At 58.1% G+C, this 17,697-nt stretch carries 12 protein-coding genes and 3 pseudogenes; 5 read left to right on the top strand and 10 right to left on the bottom strand.

Annotated elements, in window-relative coordinates; translation table 11 throughout:
* The 4 genes and pseudogenes from G9C82_RS18820 to G9C82_RS18840 form a co-directional block, all read right to left on the bottom strand.
* The coding region (locus G9C82_RS18820) for a CNNM domain-containing protein (protein WP_174790052.1) at nt 1-660 on the bottom strand (660 nt) is incomplete at its 3' end.
* A 420-nt stretch (nt 661-1,080) separates the two neighbouring features.
* On the bottom strand, nt 1,081-1,725 hold the full coding sequence (locus G9C82_RS18825) for a hypothetical protein (protein ID WP_127015010.1): 645 nt from the start codon (nt 1,723-1,725) through the stop codon (nt 1,081-1,083).
* A 137-nt stretch (nt 1,726-1,862) separates the two neighbouring features.
* The gene (locus tag G9C82_RS18830) at nt 1,863-2,720 is read right to left on the bottom strand and encodes a DUF6498-containing protein (RefSeq protein WP_127015011.1); all 858 of its coding nucleotides are present in this window, start codon (nt 2,718-2,720) and stop codon (nt 1,863-1,865) included.
* 807 nt (nt 2,721-3,527) lie between these two features.
* Nucleotides 3,528-4,090 (bottom strand): annotated as a pseudogene (locus G9C82_RS18840) (tyrosine-type recombinase/integrase); the annotation flags it as partial.
* Between G9C82_RS18840 and G9C82_RS18845 the strand changes: the two are divergent.
* On the top strand, nt 4,061-4,345 hold the full coding sequence (locus G9C82_RS18845) for an ATP-binding protein (RefSeq protein WP_347237912.1): 285 nt from the start codon (nt 4,061-4,063) through the stop codon (nt 4,343-4,345). The pseudogene G9C82_RS18840 and the gene G9C82_RS18845 sit on opposite strands and share 30 nt — an antisense overlap.
* Before the next feature lie 101 nt (nt 4,346-4,446).
* Here the strand turns inward: G9C82_RS18845 and G9C82_RS18850 are convergent, their stop codons facing one another.
* The gene (locus G9C82_RS18850; protein ID WP_127015012.1) at nt 4,447-11,370 is read right to left on the bottom strand and encodes a PAS domain S-box protein; all 6,924 of its coding nucleotides are present in this window, start codon (nt 11,368-11,370) and stop codon (nt 4,447-4,449) included.
* 315 nt (nt 11,371-11,685) lie between these two features.
* On the opposite strand from G9C82_RS18850, the pseudogene G9C82_RS18855 reads away from it, so the two are divergent.
* A pseudogene (locus G9C82_RS18855) lies at nt 11,686-12,237 on the top strand (transposase); the annotation flags it as partial.
* 643 nt (nt 12,238-12,880) lie between these two features.
* Here G9C82_RS18855 and G9C82_RS18860 read toward each other — a convergent pair.
* Both G9C82_RS18860 and G9C82_RS18865 read right to left on the bottom strand, forming a co-directional pair.
* Complete coding sequence (locus G9C82_RS18860; protein ID WP_004966685.1) at nt 12,881-13,249, bottom strand: ASCH domain-containing protein; 369 nt, start codon at nt 13,247-13,249, stop codon at nt 12,881-12,883.
* On the bottom strand, nt 13,246-13,392 hold the full coding sequence (locus G9C82_RS18865; RefSeq protein ID WP_164734794.1) for a hypothetical protein: 147 nt from the start codon (nt 13,390-13,392) through the stop codon (nt 13,246-13,248). The genes G9C82_RS18860 and G9C82_RS18865 overlap by 4 nt, the downstream gene beginning before the upstream one ends.
* Nucleotides 13,393-13,473: 81 nt before the next feature.
* Here G9C82_RS18865 and G9C82_RS18870 point away from each other — a divergent pair.
* Nucleotides 13,474-14,094, top strand: a pseudogene (locus G9C82_RS18870) (Tm-1-like ATP-binding domain-containing protein); the annotation flags it as partial.
* Between the two features lie 106 nt (nt 14,095-14,200).
* On the opposite strand, the gene G9C82_RS18875 reads toward G9C82_RS18870, so the two are convergent.
* The 3 genes from G9C82_RS18875 to G9C82_RS20625 form a co-directional block, all read right to left on the bottom strand.
* Entirely contained in the window at nt 14,201-14,590 is a 390-nt protein-coding gene (locus G9C82_RS18875) for a MauE/DoxX family redox-associated membrane protein (protein ID WP_011224959.1), read from the bottom strand.
* A 75-nt stretch (nt 14,591-14,665) separates the two neighbouring features.
* Nucleotides 14,666-15,247 carry a VIT1/CCC1 transporter family protein gene (locus G9C82_RS18880; protein WP_049939229.1) on the bottom strand — a complete coding sequence of 194 codons (582 nt, stop codon included), beginning with the start codon at nt 15,245-15,247 and terminating at the stop codon, nt 14,666-14,668.
* A gap of 6 nt (nt 15,248-15,253) precedes the next feature.
* Nucleotides 15,254-15,544: a DUF211 domain-containing protein gene (locus tag G9C82_RS20625; protein WP_007190508.1), complete on the bottom strand. Its 291-nt coding sequence runs from the start codon at nt 15,542-15,544 to the stop codon at nt 15,254-15,256.
* A 340-nt stretch (nt 15,545-15,884) separates the two neighbouring features.
* Here G9C82_RS20625 and G9C82_RS18885 point away from each other — a divergent pair, with 340 nt between their 5' ends.
* Nucleotides 15,885-16,769, top strand: coding sequence for a universal stress protein (locus tag G9C82_RS18885; protein ID WP_127015013.1), 885 nt, complete (start codon nt 15,885-15,887; stop codon nt 16,767-16,769).
* A gap of 125 nt (nt 16,770-16,894) precedes the next feature.
* The gene (gene rdfA, locus G9C82_RS18890; RefSeq protein ID WP_127015014.1) at nt 16,895-17,509 is read left to right on the top strand and encodes a rod-determining factor RdfA; all 615 of its coding nucleotides are present in this window, start codon (nt 16,895-16,897) and stop codon (nt 17,507-17,509) included.
* Nucleotides 17,510-17,697 lie beyond the last annotated feature (188 nt).

A 17,697-nucleotide genomic window follows, 5' to 3' on the forward strand; every position in this document is an offset into this window, starting at 1 on the left:
TCTCACCGACTGTTCACCAATCGTCAACGCGTTCATGATCTCTTCACGGCGCTCCGCAGGCAATTCACCCTCTTCGAGTACCGATCCAAGTCGGTTCCGAAGGTCGGCACGAGTTTCGATGACTTCTTTCTCGGTTTCTGTCCATGCCTGAGTCATCTCGATGCCGAACAGGCCCAGTGTTCCCTTTGCAACCGAATCACCGACCCAGATAGCTGGAGCGAGTATCTTGGCAAACCAGTACAGCGGCCGTGATCCATACCGGGCGACCTGTTTGGAGCGTTCGACACCAAGGTAGGTAGGCGTCTGTTCTCCGTGTGTCAGGTGGACCAAATTGATAATAAGAAAGCCGAGTAACGAGCCAGCCCCAACCGATGCGAACGTGGTGTTCTCAAACACCGGTTCAATCAGAGCCGCTAGTCCAGGTTCGGCAATAATCCCTAGTGCGATACTCGTTGCGGAGATCCAGACCTGGCAAGTGGTTAAGTAAAATTCCAGATCAGTGGTCATTTCCCAAGCGAGCTCAAGCCCAGGCGTATCGAATTCCGATTTGGAATACTGTCTGACACGGGTCAGCGCGAACTCGATCGCGACGAAATACGCGTTCACCCCGATGAGAATAATACCACCGAGAATCCGTAATCCGATCTCAAGCGGCTCCATCATCCCGCCGTACCAATACCAGACAGAAAATAGTGCGCAGTTCAAGATCAGTAAGCGAATCTACCGAACAGTATAGTCACCCAGAGCCTGTCATACAATAGTTCTCAACATATATAGTTCACATCTTCTGTGTTGAACAGAACTAGTTGATGGCGAAACCACGGACTTAAGCGCGAGGTTGGGGCTGTATAACCGACAGGTAGAGGGCGTGAGACGTATTATATGACACGCTGTAGTCACCCATCCAACTCTGAAATAAACCGACACCAACAGTAACGCCTTCTTACACAAGTCGCCGCCCGGTCAGTACAGTCGCTATACAAACCGATTCTGCCTGACGAGGGAGGGCTTCTACGGGACCTTCCCGCAGAGAGCAGTCGACATCGTTCCGCCAAGTGCAGCTTACGTGTTGGATCTTACCTATCGATTATTGCTGACCTGAAGAAACGGACGAAGTATTCGGCGTGGTAACCAAGCGACGAACCTTACAAGAGGTGTCAGCCGACCCCAATTCTGCGGTACTGCTCGGTATTCTTCCTCTGTCTTGGTAACCTGATCTCGCTGTTCTAAGTACTCGAGGGCTGATCTGACCCGTGACTCAGTCAGGTCGCAAACTTCGGCAAGTTCCGCAGGGGTGTGCGGCTGGTTGCTTTCACGAAGGGTCCGGTGCACTGTGTTCAGAATCTGCATCCGGAGCATCGCCTCGGATTCCGGTCCCGAAACGAACTCGTGTGGTGTCCGGGCGGAGCCATATCGAATCGTGGTCGCGCCGTCAAGCACAAACCAGAGACCGACGAGTGTCACCACACCTCCAATCCAAGTCGTGTAATTGAGGGTCAAGAACACCCCTGCAGCAACCAGCCCTATACCGTATACCAGCCCGTTCATCCCGTTCGGGAGACCGTACGTCTCGTCCACAACGCTGTACGCTAGCATTCCTGCTGAGAGGATCAAAACAGGTGCTAACGATCTGATTGTGTTCTCGGTGAATACCACGAGGGCTGTAAACACGCCTGCTGCGCCGACGAATGTTCGGAGGGTATCGTCTTGAACGGAGAGATTCATACTGGCGGGATACCAGTACCAAACGTTTCAGGTCACTTTTTCATTTCCGTCGGGCGTGGGATAATGGAAAAAGCTCAGCACACGCTCCATACCCTCTCCTCATATTTCCCACGACAAGTCGAAATCCAGCAAAGGGTTCATCGACGTTCCTGTTCCCACTCACGCAGGTGTGGGTTCTCCGGGGTAAACCAGCCTACAAGGCCGTCTGTATCCGTTCTTATTCCGACGGTCCGGCGTGACCAGTCAACTACGGCCTTCCCCGCTGAAAAAATGACGACGGGAGCGAGGATTGATAGATCGATTCCGGCCGATCCACTGATTGAGGCAGAAGTGACAAACCCACCCGAAACCAGATCCAGCAGCAGTCCGAATACCAGCAGGCTGATAATAGTCATAGGAACCACAGCCACGCCGAGCATAATATAAAAAGCAACGACTCGCTGTGCGGCCTCTACCGTCATATACGCTGACCAGTCTTCGTACGTATTCGGGACGAAGTATTCCCGTCGGAGCTCAACCAATTGCGACGTACAAACTGCCAGTGATCCGAGGATGACTGCCGGTGAACCAAGGGCAGCCACTGGGTTCGAGACAATGTCGCCCAGATACGCCCATAGCACGGCGAGAAACAGCATGATGGTCAGCGACCGTCCGACGACGCGGAAATTCCGTCGATATATCGGTGGCAGGCGTGACCTGACTACGTCCGGAAGGAAACTCTTGATCCTGTTAACCGGTTCGGGGTCGCCACTCCAACGGTCCTCGTTAAGCTCTTCGCGTTTCCCGTATCCAACAATGTAGAAGTCCCGGTCCTCCAGTACGATTGGTTGTTTCGCGAATAGTGCCGCCACGCTGTAAGCCGCGACCATCACGACGACCTCAATCCAGTATAGAACCAATATCTCAGACGCACGCCATCGAAAAAAGACGACCCCCGCGGCCGGGAGCGTATTCGACACGATGACAAACATCAGTGTGGACCACTCTCGGTCCATAGAGCGTTGGAGGGTCGTTGGAGACATTCAGGTGTGTGTCTGTATCGCTGAATCAACGATGTTTCCATTTACCGATCCCAGAGCGGAATCCAAAGCGGGGTTCGGAGTCGGTATGGCCGAGCGAGATGCAATTGAGTAGCCAGCAAATACGTGTGTTGGAATTGGTATTTTTGGCAGAAAACTGTGATCTGAGTTCTTTAGCCATCGGAAACACAAGCGAACGGAGAACCAATAACTGGACGTCATTGTCCGGAGTGTGGTGTCCAAATAGAGAAGACGAACGTACCTGCAGGAGGAGTCGGTGACCTCTATGTTGAAACCGAAAGAGACGGTGGTGTGCTTCATCAGATCGGTGTCGGGCATCAAACACCACTTCATGCGCTTCTGTGTCCAGTGAGGTTACTAACTGGAAGCTGCAAAGAGAAGCGTTCCGAAAAGAGCCAGACAGGCAGCACCGATATTTAGAACCAGCATACTGGTAGAAAGATTAAAATCATCAGGGTCGGTTTGAAGCGACTGATACACAGCGCCAAGAACCAGTCCGCACCCACCAATAGTCATAAGCAATATTGAGATACCCCAGTCTCCAGCAATAATTGAGCGCACTGCTGGGCCTCCCAGTGAGGCTCCGACTATCGCGAGTGCGGCGTTATAGATATAGAGGCGTTGCATAGCCGTTGTAGAGAGTAGTAATACCAGTGAACAATATATCTTCGATACATTTGCACACTTACTGAGTGGATGGTTCCTTCCAAAAGTCATGAAATAAACTACTTTTTGAACTGATGTATACCAGCATAGTCCGCGTCAGTTAGTCTCCTTACCAGAGATGATGTCGTTCGCCTCGTCACAAGTCCGTTTCGCAGCCTCCTGAGCGTAGCCTTCGTGGGTTGTCTCGATGGATTTGTGCCGGAGCACGTCCTGTGCCAGCTGCGGGTTCTCGCGATAGATTTCTCGCCAAGGCCGCGGCGAGCACCGTGGGGTTTCAGCGGGTCTTCGAACTCGTACTCAGACCACTCACACAGGTCTGCCAAGATGTTCCGGGCCGACTGCGTGGTGATCGACGGCGACGGATCCAGTGCCTTTGCCGCGTTGTCGAGTCTGGGGAAGACGGCCTCGTTCTCGTCAGGCTCTCGAAGTTGCTTCCAGCGCCGAAGCGGGCGAAGTGCATCGTCGAGGATCGGCGCAGACTCGCGGGTACGGTTCTTGACGAACACCTGCATTGTACCGGCTTCGAGGTTGACGTGTCGCCACCGCAGGCCGTTTCGTTCCTCATCATCAGAAACAGCGACGAGTTCCGCGCTGCGAGCACCGGAGTAGGCGAGCAGGAAGACGAGTGTCTGGTCACGGTAGGCCGCCATGCGGTCGACGTTGAGGCAGCGACCGAGACTGTCACCGTTCACGTCGCCGACAACGGTCCGGGCGTGCCCGACAGTCAGAAGGCGGAGATATTCGGTCGCGGCGAGATGGGGGCAAAGAGCCACGGGTCCGGTATCGGGCTCTACCTCGTGAACACGCTCGTAAACATATACGAGGGCGAGGTCACCGTCGAGGACCGCGGGGTGTGGCTCGACGAACCGGAACTCGAGGGCAGCGTGTTCAGCGTGACGTTACAGCGGGCCTGATACGGATTATTGTGGCAGCCGCCAACCCCAGGGTCCGACGTAATCTACAATAGACCGTATGAGAGTCGGCTTTCGAGCGAAGGTTGTCGCTTCGCGTGCGCTCAGAGCGGAATCCGGAGCCGAACGGTCGTCCCGTTGTCCGTGACGTCGGCCGATACCTCGCCACCGACCTGTTTGATAACCATTCTGACCATCCAGAGACCGAGCCCCTGGCCGTGAGTCAACGGCGTCTCTTCGCCGGTCTCGATGACGTCGATTTCCGTCTCCGGCATTCCCGGCCCGCAGTCGGTAATGGTTAGCTCGAGCCAGTCCTCGTTCGGTCGAGTGCAGCCAAGTTCCACGCTTTCGGGAGCGCTCACTTCGACGGCGTTTTTGAGAAGTTCAGTGACGGCCTCGCTGAGAACCGCTGGAGCAGTGACCGAGTCGACGCCGTCGAGGGCCGTCTCGATTGCCGCGTCGGGGTACATGGCAGTCGTTTCGGTGATTGCGCGTTCGACGAGTACCGGCACCTCGGTGGCAGTTTCGTGATGCTGCCGGGAGTCGAGGACCTCACGGACCTGTTTCATCCGAGTCGTCATCCGTTCCCACTTGTCGAGGGTTTTCTCGACTGTCGCCACCATCTGAGCGCGCTTGTCTGGGTCCGACTCGTCGGCGAGTGCCTCTGTCCGGCCACGGAGTACCGTCAGGTCGTTTCGGATGTTGTGCCGGAACACGCGCTGCATGACCTGCAGGTGCTGGCGTCGCTGCTGGCGGGCCGTGATATCGCGTCCTTCGACGACCAGCAGCGTGACGTTCTCATCCTGGTCGGTGACGGGTTTCACCGAGAAATCGATTGTCCCGAGTCCGTCGACGCCGCGCACCTCTGTTTCGTACCGGACGAACTCACCGCTTGCGGCCCGCTCTAGGGCGTCTCGGACATTGTCTCGTTCGGTGTCGGAGTGACTCCACCACGGAATGTCGGCGAAGTGTTTCCCGACTATCTCGTCTCGGTCCAGCCCGCCGAAGTCCAGTGCGGCGTCGTTGGCCTCGATGACTGTCCCGTCCGGGTTCAACAGTCCGGTAAACTGGTAGGTCTGATTGAAGATGCCCTCGAATCGCCGGGCGCGTTCTCTCTGTTCTGTCACGTTGCGGAGATAGACGAGAATGCCATCGATGGCGTCGTCGTCGAGCATGTTCCGGCATCGCCCTTCGACATTGAACCAGCCGCCATCTGGTGCCCGGAGCCGACACTCCGCTGTGGTGCTCTCAGAATTTTCGACACAGCTAAAGAACGTCTCCATCGCGTGCTCACGCCCGTCCGGGTGGAGATAGTCGAAGATATTCTCTCCGGCGAGCGAATCGGGCTCGTAACCGAACACCCCCTTTGCGGACCCGCTGGCGTAGGTGACGGTGCCGTCCGGGTCGACGACTGTCACCACGTCCTCTGACTCCTCGACGAACCGCTCGGTCCGGCGTCGCTGACGCCGCTCGTCGGTCATATCGCGGACGATTTTCGCGTAGCCGCGGGACTCGCCGTCGTCAGTCTCGAGTTTCGCGTACCGGACATCGGCGTAGAACTCCGACCCGTCAGCGCGGACCCGCCAGCCTTCGTGGCTGCTCTCGCTGCCGATTCGGGCTTGTTGGAGCAGACGATCGGGAACCCCCGACTCGCGGTCCGATTCGCGATGGAGCTGCCCCATCGACATGCCGACAGCAGTGTCGGCGTCGTACCCGAACAGCGTCTCCGCGCCGCTGTTCCAGGTCTGTATCGTCCCGTCGTCGTCGACGACGAGGAACGCGTACTCCTCGATGCTCTCGGTCAGCAACTGGAACCGTTCACGTTCCTCGAACAGTTCGTCCTGGCGGACGAGCGTGTCGAGTACCGACGCGAAGTTCCCGGCCAAGACCTCGACGAGTCGCTGTTCGCTCTCGTCGAGGCGGGTACTATCGGCGGCTCCAACGACGAAGACACCCTGCTCACCGACCGGGATGTACAGGCCCTTGGACACATCCCCGCGCTCGATATCGCCCCAAAGTGACCCGTAGTCCTCAATCATCATTGATTCGCCGCTCTCTATAGCGTCCCACAGAGGCGTTCGTCCGCGTTCGATTCGATTAGGCGTTGCGTCCGGAGTCGCACCGACTGTCCCTGCGTGGACGAGTTCGTCCCCTTCGCGCAGGTAGACGCCAGCGAGTTGGAAGTCGAGCTCCTCCGACAGAGTGTCGAGCGCCTTCGCCACTGCCTCGTCCTTGTCGTCGGCTTCGAGGAGTTCCCTCGTCGTTCCGTGGAGCGCTCGTATCCGTTGCTCTCTGGTCTTCTCGTCGGACACGTCCTGCTGGATGCCGATGTAGTTCGCCAGCGTGCCGACATCGTCGTAGATGGGGGTCACAGAGAGGCGGTTCCAGAACTGCTCGCCGTCCTTCCGATAGTTCCGTAGCTCGACGATGGATGGCTCCTCGCTGGCAATCGCCTTCCGAAGCTCATCGAGTGCCGACTGATCCCTGTCGTCGCGTTGCAGGAACCGACAGTTCCGTCCGAGTGCTTCTTCGCGGGAGTAGCCGGTCTGGTCGACGAACCCGTCGTTTACATACACCAACGGGTTGCCCTCCCGGTCGGGGTCGCTGATGGTGATTCCGACGTTCGCCTCGTCCATCGCTCGCTCTTTCAGTTCGAGTTCGCGTTTTCGCTCTTCCCGGTCGGACACGTCGCGGAACACACCGAACAGAACGGGGCCGTCGGGAAGTGAGACGGCGGCGGCGCTGATTTCGATGGGAACGGTCTCGCCGTCGGGAGTAGCTAACTCCGGTTGGGTCCCGTCTGGGAGTTCCGTGATTGTCGACGCATCGTCGAAGGCTTGCTCGAAGACGTCCTCGTACAGGCCCCCGGCCTCTTCGGGATGGAGCTCGGTCTGGTGTCGTCCGATGATGTCGTCCCGTGGCTGTCCCCGTAGCTCCTCGGCGGCCGCATTCGCTTCGACTATCTCGCCGGTCTCGGCGTCCGCGACGAATATCGGGTCCGGGGCGGCCTGCAGGAGCGTCTGGTACCGTTGCCGGCTGTCTTCGAGTGCTTGCTCACGCTGCTTGAGGTCGGTGATGTCCGTCGCGATTCCCACGACTCTCTCTGTCAGGTTACCTTCGTCGTCCGTGACCGGTACAGCCTGTCCAACGACCCATACGACCGTGCCGTCCGGTTCGACGAAGCGGAATTCGACGCTGTTCGGTTCGCCGCTGTCTCCAGCGGTCTCGATTTCGGAACGGATGCGCTCGCGGTCATCAGGGTGAATCGTTTCGAAAAACTCGTCGAGCGTCTCCGGCGAGCCGAACTCGCTGCTGCCCATCGCCTCGTCCCACTGGACTGACCCGGCGGCGAAATCAAATTCGGCAAACGTCGTGTCGGTGTTCGATAAGACGAGGTCGAGCTTTCGCTGTCGGTCCCGGAGTTCGCTCCGCTGTCGCTCGCGCTCTGTCACGTCCCGTCCGGAGATGAGCAGTGACGTGACTGTCCCGTCGGTATCGGTCACTGGACGGATTACTCCCTCGATGTGGCTTCGGTCCCCATCGGGTCCGGGGTGAATCGCACTGTACTCGACGTACTCCCCGTCGGCGGCGCGCCGAATCCACTCGCGGAGGTCTTGCTGCAGCGCTTCGGAGTGGCTCCACCACGGGGTCTCCGGGAACGGTTGGCCCGCCAGTTCCGCTGCCGTCTGCTCGACGTACTCCAGTGCCGTCTCGTTTATCTCCAAGAGCGTGCCGTCGGTGTCGAGCAACCCGACGAGCATCCCTGGGTCCGCGAACAACGACTTGAACCGTCGCTCGTTGCGTTGCCGCTCGCATTCTTTGGCTTTTCGCGTCGAAATGTCCGTTACGATAGCGAGCACGCTCTCCTGATTCCCGTCGTCGTCGTCGTAGGTCGGGACCGCCCGGCTCTGCAGCCATCGCGTGTCGTCGTCGTCGGTTTGTACGCGGTACTCGATTTTGGTCGGCGCTCTCGCAGCAAGGTTCGCTTCCAGCGTCTCCCGGACGTGTTTTCTGTCGTCAGGGTGGATGACGCACTCGAAATACTCCTCGGCAGTGTCTACGTCTTGGCCGACAAGGTCGATGAAGGTATCGTCCGAGTTCAACGCGTCCGTCTCCAAGTTCCACTCCGTGATTCCGGTGTTCGTTCCCGACAGCGTCAGTTCGAGTCGCTCCTGCTGTTGACGCAGTTTCTCGCGAGCGTCACGCTGCTCGATTTCGTAGCCCACCCATCGGCCGAGCAGACTGACGAGCGAGCGCTCAAACTGCCCGAACAAAGCGTCTCGTGACTCGTTCGAGGCGAAACATAATGTCCCGTACAGTTCGTCGCCGGCAACGACGTTCCCCCCGATATACGTATCGAGTCCGAAGGTCTCGTACGCTACGTCGCTTATCAACTCGCTCTCGGCAGCGTCTGTGAGTGCCAGCGCACCCTCATGGTCGATTGTCCGATGACAGTACGACTCCGAGAGCAGCCCCGATTCGCCCGGCTGGATGCGTTCGTGAGAGCCGACTGCGCTGATAACATGGATTCCGGGGGTTGGGTCGTCGTCCATGTCGATGCGGCTCAAGTACCCGTACGAAAGGTCCAGATGCTCACACCCTGCTTCCAACAGACCGGAAATCTTCTCTTCGAATCCCGTCTCCGGATCAGTCGTCACTTCGTACATGCGTTCGAGGAAGTCGACCCGCGCATCTGCCTGCCGTTTTCGCTCTCTCCGCTCGGTGACATCCTGTTGAATGCCGACGTAGTTCGTCACCGTTCCGTTCTCGCCAGTCACCGGCGTAATAGAGAGCCGTGCCCAGTATGGCGTCCCGTCCTTGCGGTAGTTCTTCAGTTCGACCGAGACCGGCTCGTCTGCATCGATTGCCTCCCGGAGTCGTGCCACCTGCTCGGGGTCGGTGTCCGCACCCTGGAGGAATCGTGGATTCCGACCGAGGGCGTCCTCAGCAGTGTAGCCGGTCATCCGCTCAAAGCCGTCGTTGACGTAGACCAGCGGGTTGTCTGCCTGTGTCGGGTCGGTGATCTGGATGCCGACGGTAGCCTCGTCCATCGCTCGGTTTTTCAATGCGAGTTCGCGTTCCCGAGCCTTGCGCTCAGTCTCGTCACGGACCGTACAGACGAGCCTGCCATCGTCGATGATGGTCAGAGATAGTTCGGCCGGGAACGTCGACTCGTCCGGCCGTGTTCCAGTTACCATTCCCTGCCAGTGGCCGTCGGCTTCGAGCGCCGGGAAGGCCTCCGCTTCGAGGCGGGCCGTCTCCTCGTCGTCGTACAGTTTCCGCCACGACTCGCCGAGCAACTGGTCTTTTTCGTCGAAGCCGTACATGTCGACGTGGGTCTGGTCGACGTACTCGTACTCGCCGTCCGCCAGAATCGCCACGCCGTCGGCCGCCTCCTCGATCGCCCGCTGGAATGATTCGAGTTCGCGCTCGCTCTCCTTTCGCTCGCTGATGTCCCTGATGATACCGGTGAAGTACTGCTCGCCCTGGAACTCGTATTCGCTGAAGGAGACACCGAGGGGGACTTCCGTCCCGTCGGCGCGGCAGCCAGGAATTTCGATGTACTCCCAGTCCAGCGCCCGCTCGCCGGTACTGAGATAGCGACTGATGCCGGCGGCGTGGCCGGCCCGTAACCGCTCGGGAATCAGGGCTGTCATCGGCTGACCAATCAGTTCTTCGGGTTCGTACCCGAAGACGGCCGACACGGCGGGGTTCACGTTCTGGACGACGCTGTCCGTGTCGATTGTGATGATTACGTCCGAAGCAGTTTGCGCGACCGTCTCGTACTGTTCGAGTTCGCGCTTGCGCTCCTGTCGAGCAGTGACATCCCGGAGGACCCCTGCAGTCCCGCGGAACTCGTCGTCCCCGATCAGGGCGAGGCGGTTCTCCACGATACGGCGCTCTCCGTCTTCTACCTGCAGTTCGAACTCGGCAGTGGCCGACCGCTCATCCGTGCCAAGCAGTTTCTTGATCTGTCCCTGAATCCGTTCGATGTCCGCTGCTTCCATCCCGATGGAAACGTGTTCGCCGATGATCTCCTCGCCGTAGCCGAACTCGCGTTTCGCGGCGTCGTTGACGAAGGTGAAGCACCCGTCGGTGTCGAGCGCGTACATGGGGTCGTCGACAGCCTCGACAATGCTTTCGTACCGCTCCAAGTCCTCGACTCGGCGACGACGCCCGAGTTCGTTTCCGAGCCACTGCGCGAGGAGTTCGACGAACTCCCGTTCCCGCTGGCCGAACGGCCGCTCGCGTGTGGCCGGTCCGGTGAACTCGACGACGCCATAGTTGTCATCTCCGACGATGACGGGCACACACATAGTCGCTCCACGCACGTCCGAATCGGGGGACTCACGCTGGCCCTTGGCGACGGTGAACGCGCGCCGCTCAGATGCACCCCCGGTGACGTGCTCGTCAATAATAGTTTCTTCAAATGGCACGGCCCGTCCCTGCTCGTACACGTCAGTCTCGCCGGTGGTGTGCTCGACAACGTACGTGTCGTCGTCGACACGTGCGACCGCACCGGCGCTCGCTCCGAGGTACTCACAGCCCAGCGCGAGCAGTCGCTCCACAGTGTCTTCGACGCTGTCGTCGTCCATGGCCGTTCGTTGTAGTCGGCTGAGGGCGTCCACTGTAGACATCGGCGGCTCGTCACGGCTCGTCGCTGACGCCGCCGCCTCGCCGTCACCCGGAAACAGCACCGTCGTGCAGACGTGTGTTTCTGCCTCCGGGCGAACCGTGTAGCTCCGTTGTTCGACGGTGATTCGTGATCCATCTGCGCACTCGAGAAGTCCGTGAGAGCGGCCCTCCGTCTCAGATACCGGAGCCCGGGTATGTCCGCTGTGGTTGTCACCGTCTCGAAGCCAGAACAGGGCAGCCGTCTCCATCCCAAGTAACTCCGATTTCGAGTAGCCGGTCACCCGGGGAAGGGGTTCGGTTACGTCGACAATCATGCCATCAGAGTCACTCACAATCAACCCTTCGTCGTCGTCAGGGTCCGGGCACAGGCCTCCGCGTGCGCTACCATTCATACGAGCAGCCCACCCCAGAATCAGTCGAACTCGCGTCTAACATACCAATTAAGTAAGTGTAATAGCTATTTATATTCTACCTAACCGCGCAGTAGCGGTGAAACACACTTCCAGGTAAGTGCACATCCGACAGCCCGCAGTTTGCGATTCGTCCACCCCATTGTCGCTTTTGACACAACACGATACCGGCCGCGATATCCGTTGTACCTGACGACTAGATTCTCTCTTCGAGCTGCCCGGTGATTCCACTGGTTCTACTATCTGCTCGGCTCTGCACGTTTAATTCGGCGCACGATGTATGCCGTCTAACGGCCGATGCTGCCAATAACGGACTTCCTCTCGTGTACTGACCCACTGGACGAGTTCGATTCGTTGTCGTATCACCAGACACGTCACGCCAAGACGTACGTGACAGGTCTTGCTGCAGCCCGCAGCAGGACCGTGACTGGGATCGCACGAGAGGTCCTTCCGGCAGGGAGTGACCGAACACTCAACAAGTTCCCCACCGAGTATGACTGGGACGAAGACCAGCTCAACCATGAGCGGTTAGAGGAGCTGCAAAAACACGGTGAAACGCGGTGGTCACAGGACGGCTACATCGTCATCGACGATTCGGTGTTCCAGCGAACCGGGAAGGAACTTCCCGGTGCTGGCAAGTTCTACGATCACACCGAAGGCGAACCCGTCTGGGGGCAGGATCTCGTTTACTCGTTCTATACCGACGACAAAACGTCCTATCCGCTCGTGTTTCGCCAGTACAAGAAAGCTGACGACGAGGATCAGGATGACGCAGACGAGACGAAGTACGATCTTTCCCGGGAGATGGTCACGGAACTGGAAGAAGAGGTAGGTGTTCCTGCGGACTCAATACCCCCTGAACGGGAAACTGTCAATTCGTAATTGCCCTTCTCAGTGATCTGGAGTGGGACAGATATTGTTTGGTCAGCCGCTACCTCATATTCTCCCTGCGTTATAACTGAATCCGACCCCTGTACGATGAGAGAGATACTCTCTTTATTTTCGGCCCGATTACGAATTTCAAGATACTGTTCGTCAAAGTCTTCAGGGTCGCCAGTCATCGTAGAGGGGTGCTTGTACTGCCCGGCGACGAAGCACAGCCTGCCAGACAACCACAGGTGGAGGCGCATAGTATGAGAAGGTTCCTTCGGAGCACTGAGATGATGTGTGTGTGTGTGTGTTTGTTTTCATAAGTACCTTCTCAAAAATACGTTCCACCGTTAATTGGCTGGTGAACCGCTTCTGAGTCAAACCAAGCACACACCTTGTCTCTGGTGAACGTTATAGCGTACTTTTCTCGAAAGTATTGGTCATAGGAGGAGATATGAGAACTGGTGTGGATGCGCTCCAGACCACGACACCTCCAACCGGCAGTCGACGTTGATACGTTGCGTTCCTCAGTCTCAAATCTGTCCGTACTTTCTCTCGAACAAATATGGGCCCAGAGAGTGTCTGAAACCAAAAGCAGGCGGTTTGCTACTGCCGGAAAGGTTCAGGCACCACTTGCTGCGGACTTGCTCGGCCGCTCTCTGCCGACGTATTCGAACTCAACGACGTCAACGACAAGTTCCGGGTCCCAGTCGCCGTTGATCTGCGTCCATGCCTTGCGGAACTCGGCCATGTCATAGCCACCTTCCTTTCGAGCGTCCTCGTGGCTCATCTCGCCGAGCGGTTCTTGATACAGGTTAGTGATACGAAGATAGCAGTCACACGCTTCGTCGCTGGTGAACATCTCTGTCACAGCCATTCGGATGTCGCCCTCGGACGGTCGCGGGTAGTTGTCAGCCCAGTCACGGCGGGTCGCCGTCTTCGTGCCGTCTCGAATCGCCGCAATGTGGCGGGGTTTGAACAGAAGTGTCATTTCATCCCGGTTCTCATCTTCTGCCGCTTGTCCACAACAGTTCGGGATTCGTCGTTAGCGGCCAGAATGATGGCTTTGAGCACGTCGATCTTGCAGACAAACACGAATCCGATCAGGCCGGCAAAGAGAATTTTGCGGACCATTATGCTACGTCTGCCACGTCTACCTAAAAAAGACCTGGTCAGTTTACGTGTCTGGTCCTCAGCCCGATTAGATATTACCGGGCCAGAGAACACCTCGAAGAATGGGGATACGAGACCATCGTCTTCCACGCCACCGGCACTGGCGGGCAGGCGATGGAGCGGCTGATCCGGGAAGGTATCATCGACGGCGTGCTCGACATAACGACGACGGAGTGGGCGGACGAACTCGTCGGCGGTGTGCTCAACGCCGGGCCAGAGCGACTGGACGCCGCAGCCCAGACGGGCGTTCCGCAGGTTGTCTCGACGGGGGCGCTCGACATGGTAAACTTCGGCCCGCGTGATTCGGTCCCCGATGAGTTCGAGGGGCGACAGTTCCACGTCCACAACCCGCAGGTGACGCTGATGCGAACCACGCCCGAGGAATGTGCGGAGCTGGGCGAAATCCTCGCAACAAAGCTGAATGCCGCGACTGGCCCAGCGGCAGTGGCACTTCCGCTCGGCGGGGTCTCGGTGCTAGATGTCGAGGGTGAAGACTTCTACGACCCCGAGGCGGATGCAGCGCTGTTCGACGCCATCCACAAGCACATCGACCCGGCGGTCGAACTGTTCGAAATGGAGGCCCCAATCAACGACGAAGCGTTCGCACGGGCGCTGGCGGAGAAACTGGACGAGTACATGCGTGCCGCCGGCGTCGGTCCCTGAACGAACCCGATACCATGTGCTCGACGTTCGAGACTTGTGATAAGCGGAATAGGGCCGGTCCGTCGAAGGAGGGGCCGAGCCCGGTCACTCGGAGGAGTTCCCCCACTCAGTCAGTGTACCAGTACGCCCAGAGGATCAACACGCCCTGAACTGGCAGCCGTGCCCAGCGGACCAGCGCAGATGGATCGCCGCCACCCGTCCCCTCAATGGTGACCATGGAGACAGCCATGTAGACGTTCGCGGGAAAGATCGCGACGAGCAATGCGATCGTCGCCCAGGCGGCGTGCGATCGCGTCCGCGGTACCAGCAGGCCGAGCCCGACTGCGACCTCGGCGACGCCGGATAGATACACCAGCGCAAGTGCCGCCGGCAAGACCGGTGGCACGATCTGGACGTATAGTTCCGGCACGATGAAATGCAATATTCCAGCAACGACGTACAGGAGCGCCATCACATAGCACAAGGGCCGTTTGAACTGCCGCAAGCCAACACGCATCTACTATCGGGTATGGCGGCCAGTGAAAAGCAAGTTGGGATTTGTGCTCCAGCCCGGAAACAGAGGAGCGGCCACTCACCCTGGAAGAAAGAGGTTGAGGATCGCAACGACCAATCCGGCAAGTCCCATCCGAACGGCAGCAACGTACCACCGCTGGTCCGAAATAGAGCCCATGTAGGCACCGAACACACCTAACACACCGATACCCAGGCCGACCGCAATGAGTGCCGCCTCTGCCATTGTGACGACGGTCCCCGCTACGAGGAACGGGGTCAGCGGAATCAGAACCCCGATAAGTGGCCCCAGCCCGCTCATCGTGGCGTGGACGAAGCGGACACCGCGCTGGTTCCGCTGAACGCGGGTATCGTCAAGGTCCGTGAGCATCGCTTGTTCGATACGTCTGATTTCGGCCCGGGTTTCGGCACGTTCGATTTCCCAGACGCTCCAGACCGCAGAGGTCCCGAGACCGACTGCCGCGCCCAGTCCGATTTTGATCACAGTGTACCCATCAGGGACCCCGGAAAGGACAGCACCAACGATGATACCAATGCTCGTGAGCGTCCCGTCGAAGCCGTTCGAGATGAAGTACCGACGAGAGATCGCAAGGACATCTTCCTTCCCGAGAAGCCGCCTGAAGAGTTGTCGAATGGACGCCACGGCGTCTCAGCCATCCTGTAACGTCCGTCGATCCGTAACAACGGAGTCACCGCAGGCAACCTGATCTACAGAGTGTACCGACCCACCGAGGTTTTCGATCGTTTCATCGATCGCCTCGAAGTCCAGATCGTCGCTTTCAAAGGTGAGCTTGATGTTTTGCACTTCCTGATCTAGTTCGATCAGAGACGATGTTACGCCCTCGACGCTTTCAATTTCGGCCAGTTGCTTGGTGAACGTCAGCAGCGGCGGGTCGTGTGGTTTCAGTACATCGATGACCAGTCGTCGGACTGCTGCCATATCCCAACACGTGAGGGGTTATGGTAAAAATGTGTGCCAACACTACACTGTTACCGCGCTAAACGTATTGAGGCGTCTAACGGCGGTGCTGTCCGTTCACTATCCGGATACAGAGGACTGCAGCAGGCGAGATGTTATTAGATACCCCTGTGTAGTTCTTCGAACAGCGTCTCTGAAGTACCATGTATCTGAAAAGACACCGAGGCCAACAGTTTGAGACGCAGGCAACGACACAGAAGCCACGCTCAACGAGGAACAAACAGGGACCCGTCCTCGAGTACCGCGCTACGTCCGCCGTTGCCCAGATAGCTGACTGACATGCAAACACGCGACTACCAGTATGTACGACACCATCCTGTTCCCGACCGACGGAAGCAACGCCGCAGAATCGGTCCTTGAATACGCGCTACAGATCGCATCCGAACATGAGGCGACGATGCACATCCTCAACGTCGCCGACACTGGCCGAGACAGCGTCACTACGATTCGTGGAGAGGTCATCGACGTGCTCGAAACAGAAGGAGAGCGCATCGTGGCGGAAGCCACACAATATGCGAAAGATGAGGGCGTTCCCGTTGTCTCTGCGGTCCTTCAGGGTGACCCGCACAAGACGATCGCCGACTACAGCCAACAGTCCGACAGTGATTGCATCGTTATGCCGACACACGGACAGCGTGGGATCCAGCGAATCCTGCTCGGGAGCGTCACTGAACGCGTCATCAACACAGCGGAAGTTCCTGTCATTGCGGTCAACCCTGACAGAGATCGGCCACTCGTGTATCCGCCACAGCACGTCCTCGTCCCGACGGATGGGAGCCGTGGCGCAGATCTCGCACTGACAGAGGGGATTGCTGTCGCGAGGGCGACGGACGCAACACTCCATTTGCTTCACGTTGTCGAGACTGGTGGCCTCGGGCCGGATGCACGCTCCGTTCTGAAAGAGGGGGAGCTGACTGAGCGAGCGAACGAAATTATGGCCGGGGCGACCGAGAAGATCGACGACACCTCGCTTGACACGGTCACCAGTGTCATTGAGCACGGTGACCCCTCGAAGGTGATTTGTGACTACATCGACGAGAATGAAGTCGATCTCGCGGTTATGGGGACACACGGGCAGACTGATTTCAGCAGGTACGTCATGGGAGGCGTCAGCGCCAAACTCGTCCGAAAGTCCCCGGTCCCGGTGACGTGGGTTCGCGAGCCCGAATCTGCGTCAGATGAGTAGTTCGGTTTGTGAATCGGTCAACGCATACCAGCGTACAGGCCCGATACAACTCTGCGTGTGAAGGCCCCGGCAGGGCTCTCGATATGCGAGAGTGTTTAGTAACCATGGGGCTCTTAAATCGGATCATGACCGCAGACGACTCACAGTCCGATGGGGGAACGAGCAAGGTCGATGCCGTAATTCAAAAATACGATCTTGTCGGGATGGGTGCAGAACTCGAAAATCGGTGGGTTGGTGCTGACGGAGAGAAAGAAAGTACTCGCGACCTTGCTGACTACTTCAACCGGTCGGTGCTTGAGTCCGCCATCGATGGGAGTGACGCTCCGACATTGAGTGGCGACATCCAGCAGGTCTATCAGTCACTGCACGAAGATGATGCGGACGCCCCGCTCATACGCTCTCGGCTTGAACAGAGCGGGATCGATGTCGAATCCGTGATGGCTGATTTTATCTCCCACCAGACGGTGTATCGCTATCTCAAGAACGACCGTGGCGCGGCCCGACCTGAGCAGACGCCCGCAGAACGAAAAGAGAGCGCCATCGACTCAATACAGCGCCTCCGGGGCCGAACCACCGCTGTCACGAGACAAACTATCGAGAGTCTGGACAAAAACGATGCCATCTCGGTCGGCGATTTCAACATCATCAACGAAGTACAGGTGCTGTGTGAGGACTGTGGCCGTAGCTACGATATTGTCGCGTTTCTGGAACAGGATGGCTGTGACTGTCAATCCAAATGAGGTATCTGTCCGTATTGTCAAAAAGAAGCTAGTAGCCCAGCTAGCGGTCCGGTACGCGGACATTCCCCCACGACAGCCAGCGCTCAGCCGAGCCGCGGGAACCGAGCCGTCTTACAATCGACACCGCAGAACGCGTATTCCGTGACGTTGCCGGCACTATCTCTGGTCGTGACATTTCGATACCGGAC

Origin of the sequence: Haloarcula sp. R1-2 (genome assembly GCF_011627385.1) — an archaeon.
Classification (GTDB): Archaea; Halobacteriota; Halobacteria; order Halobacteriales; family Haloarculaceae; genus Haloarcula; species Haloarcula marismortui.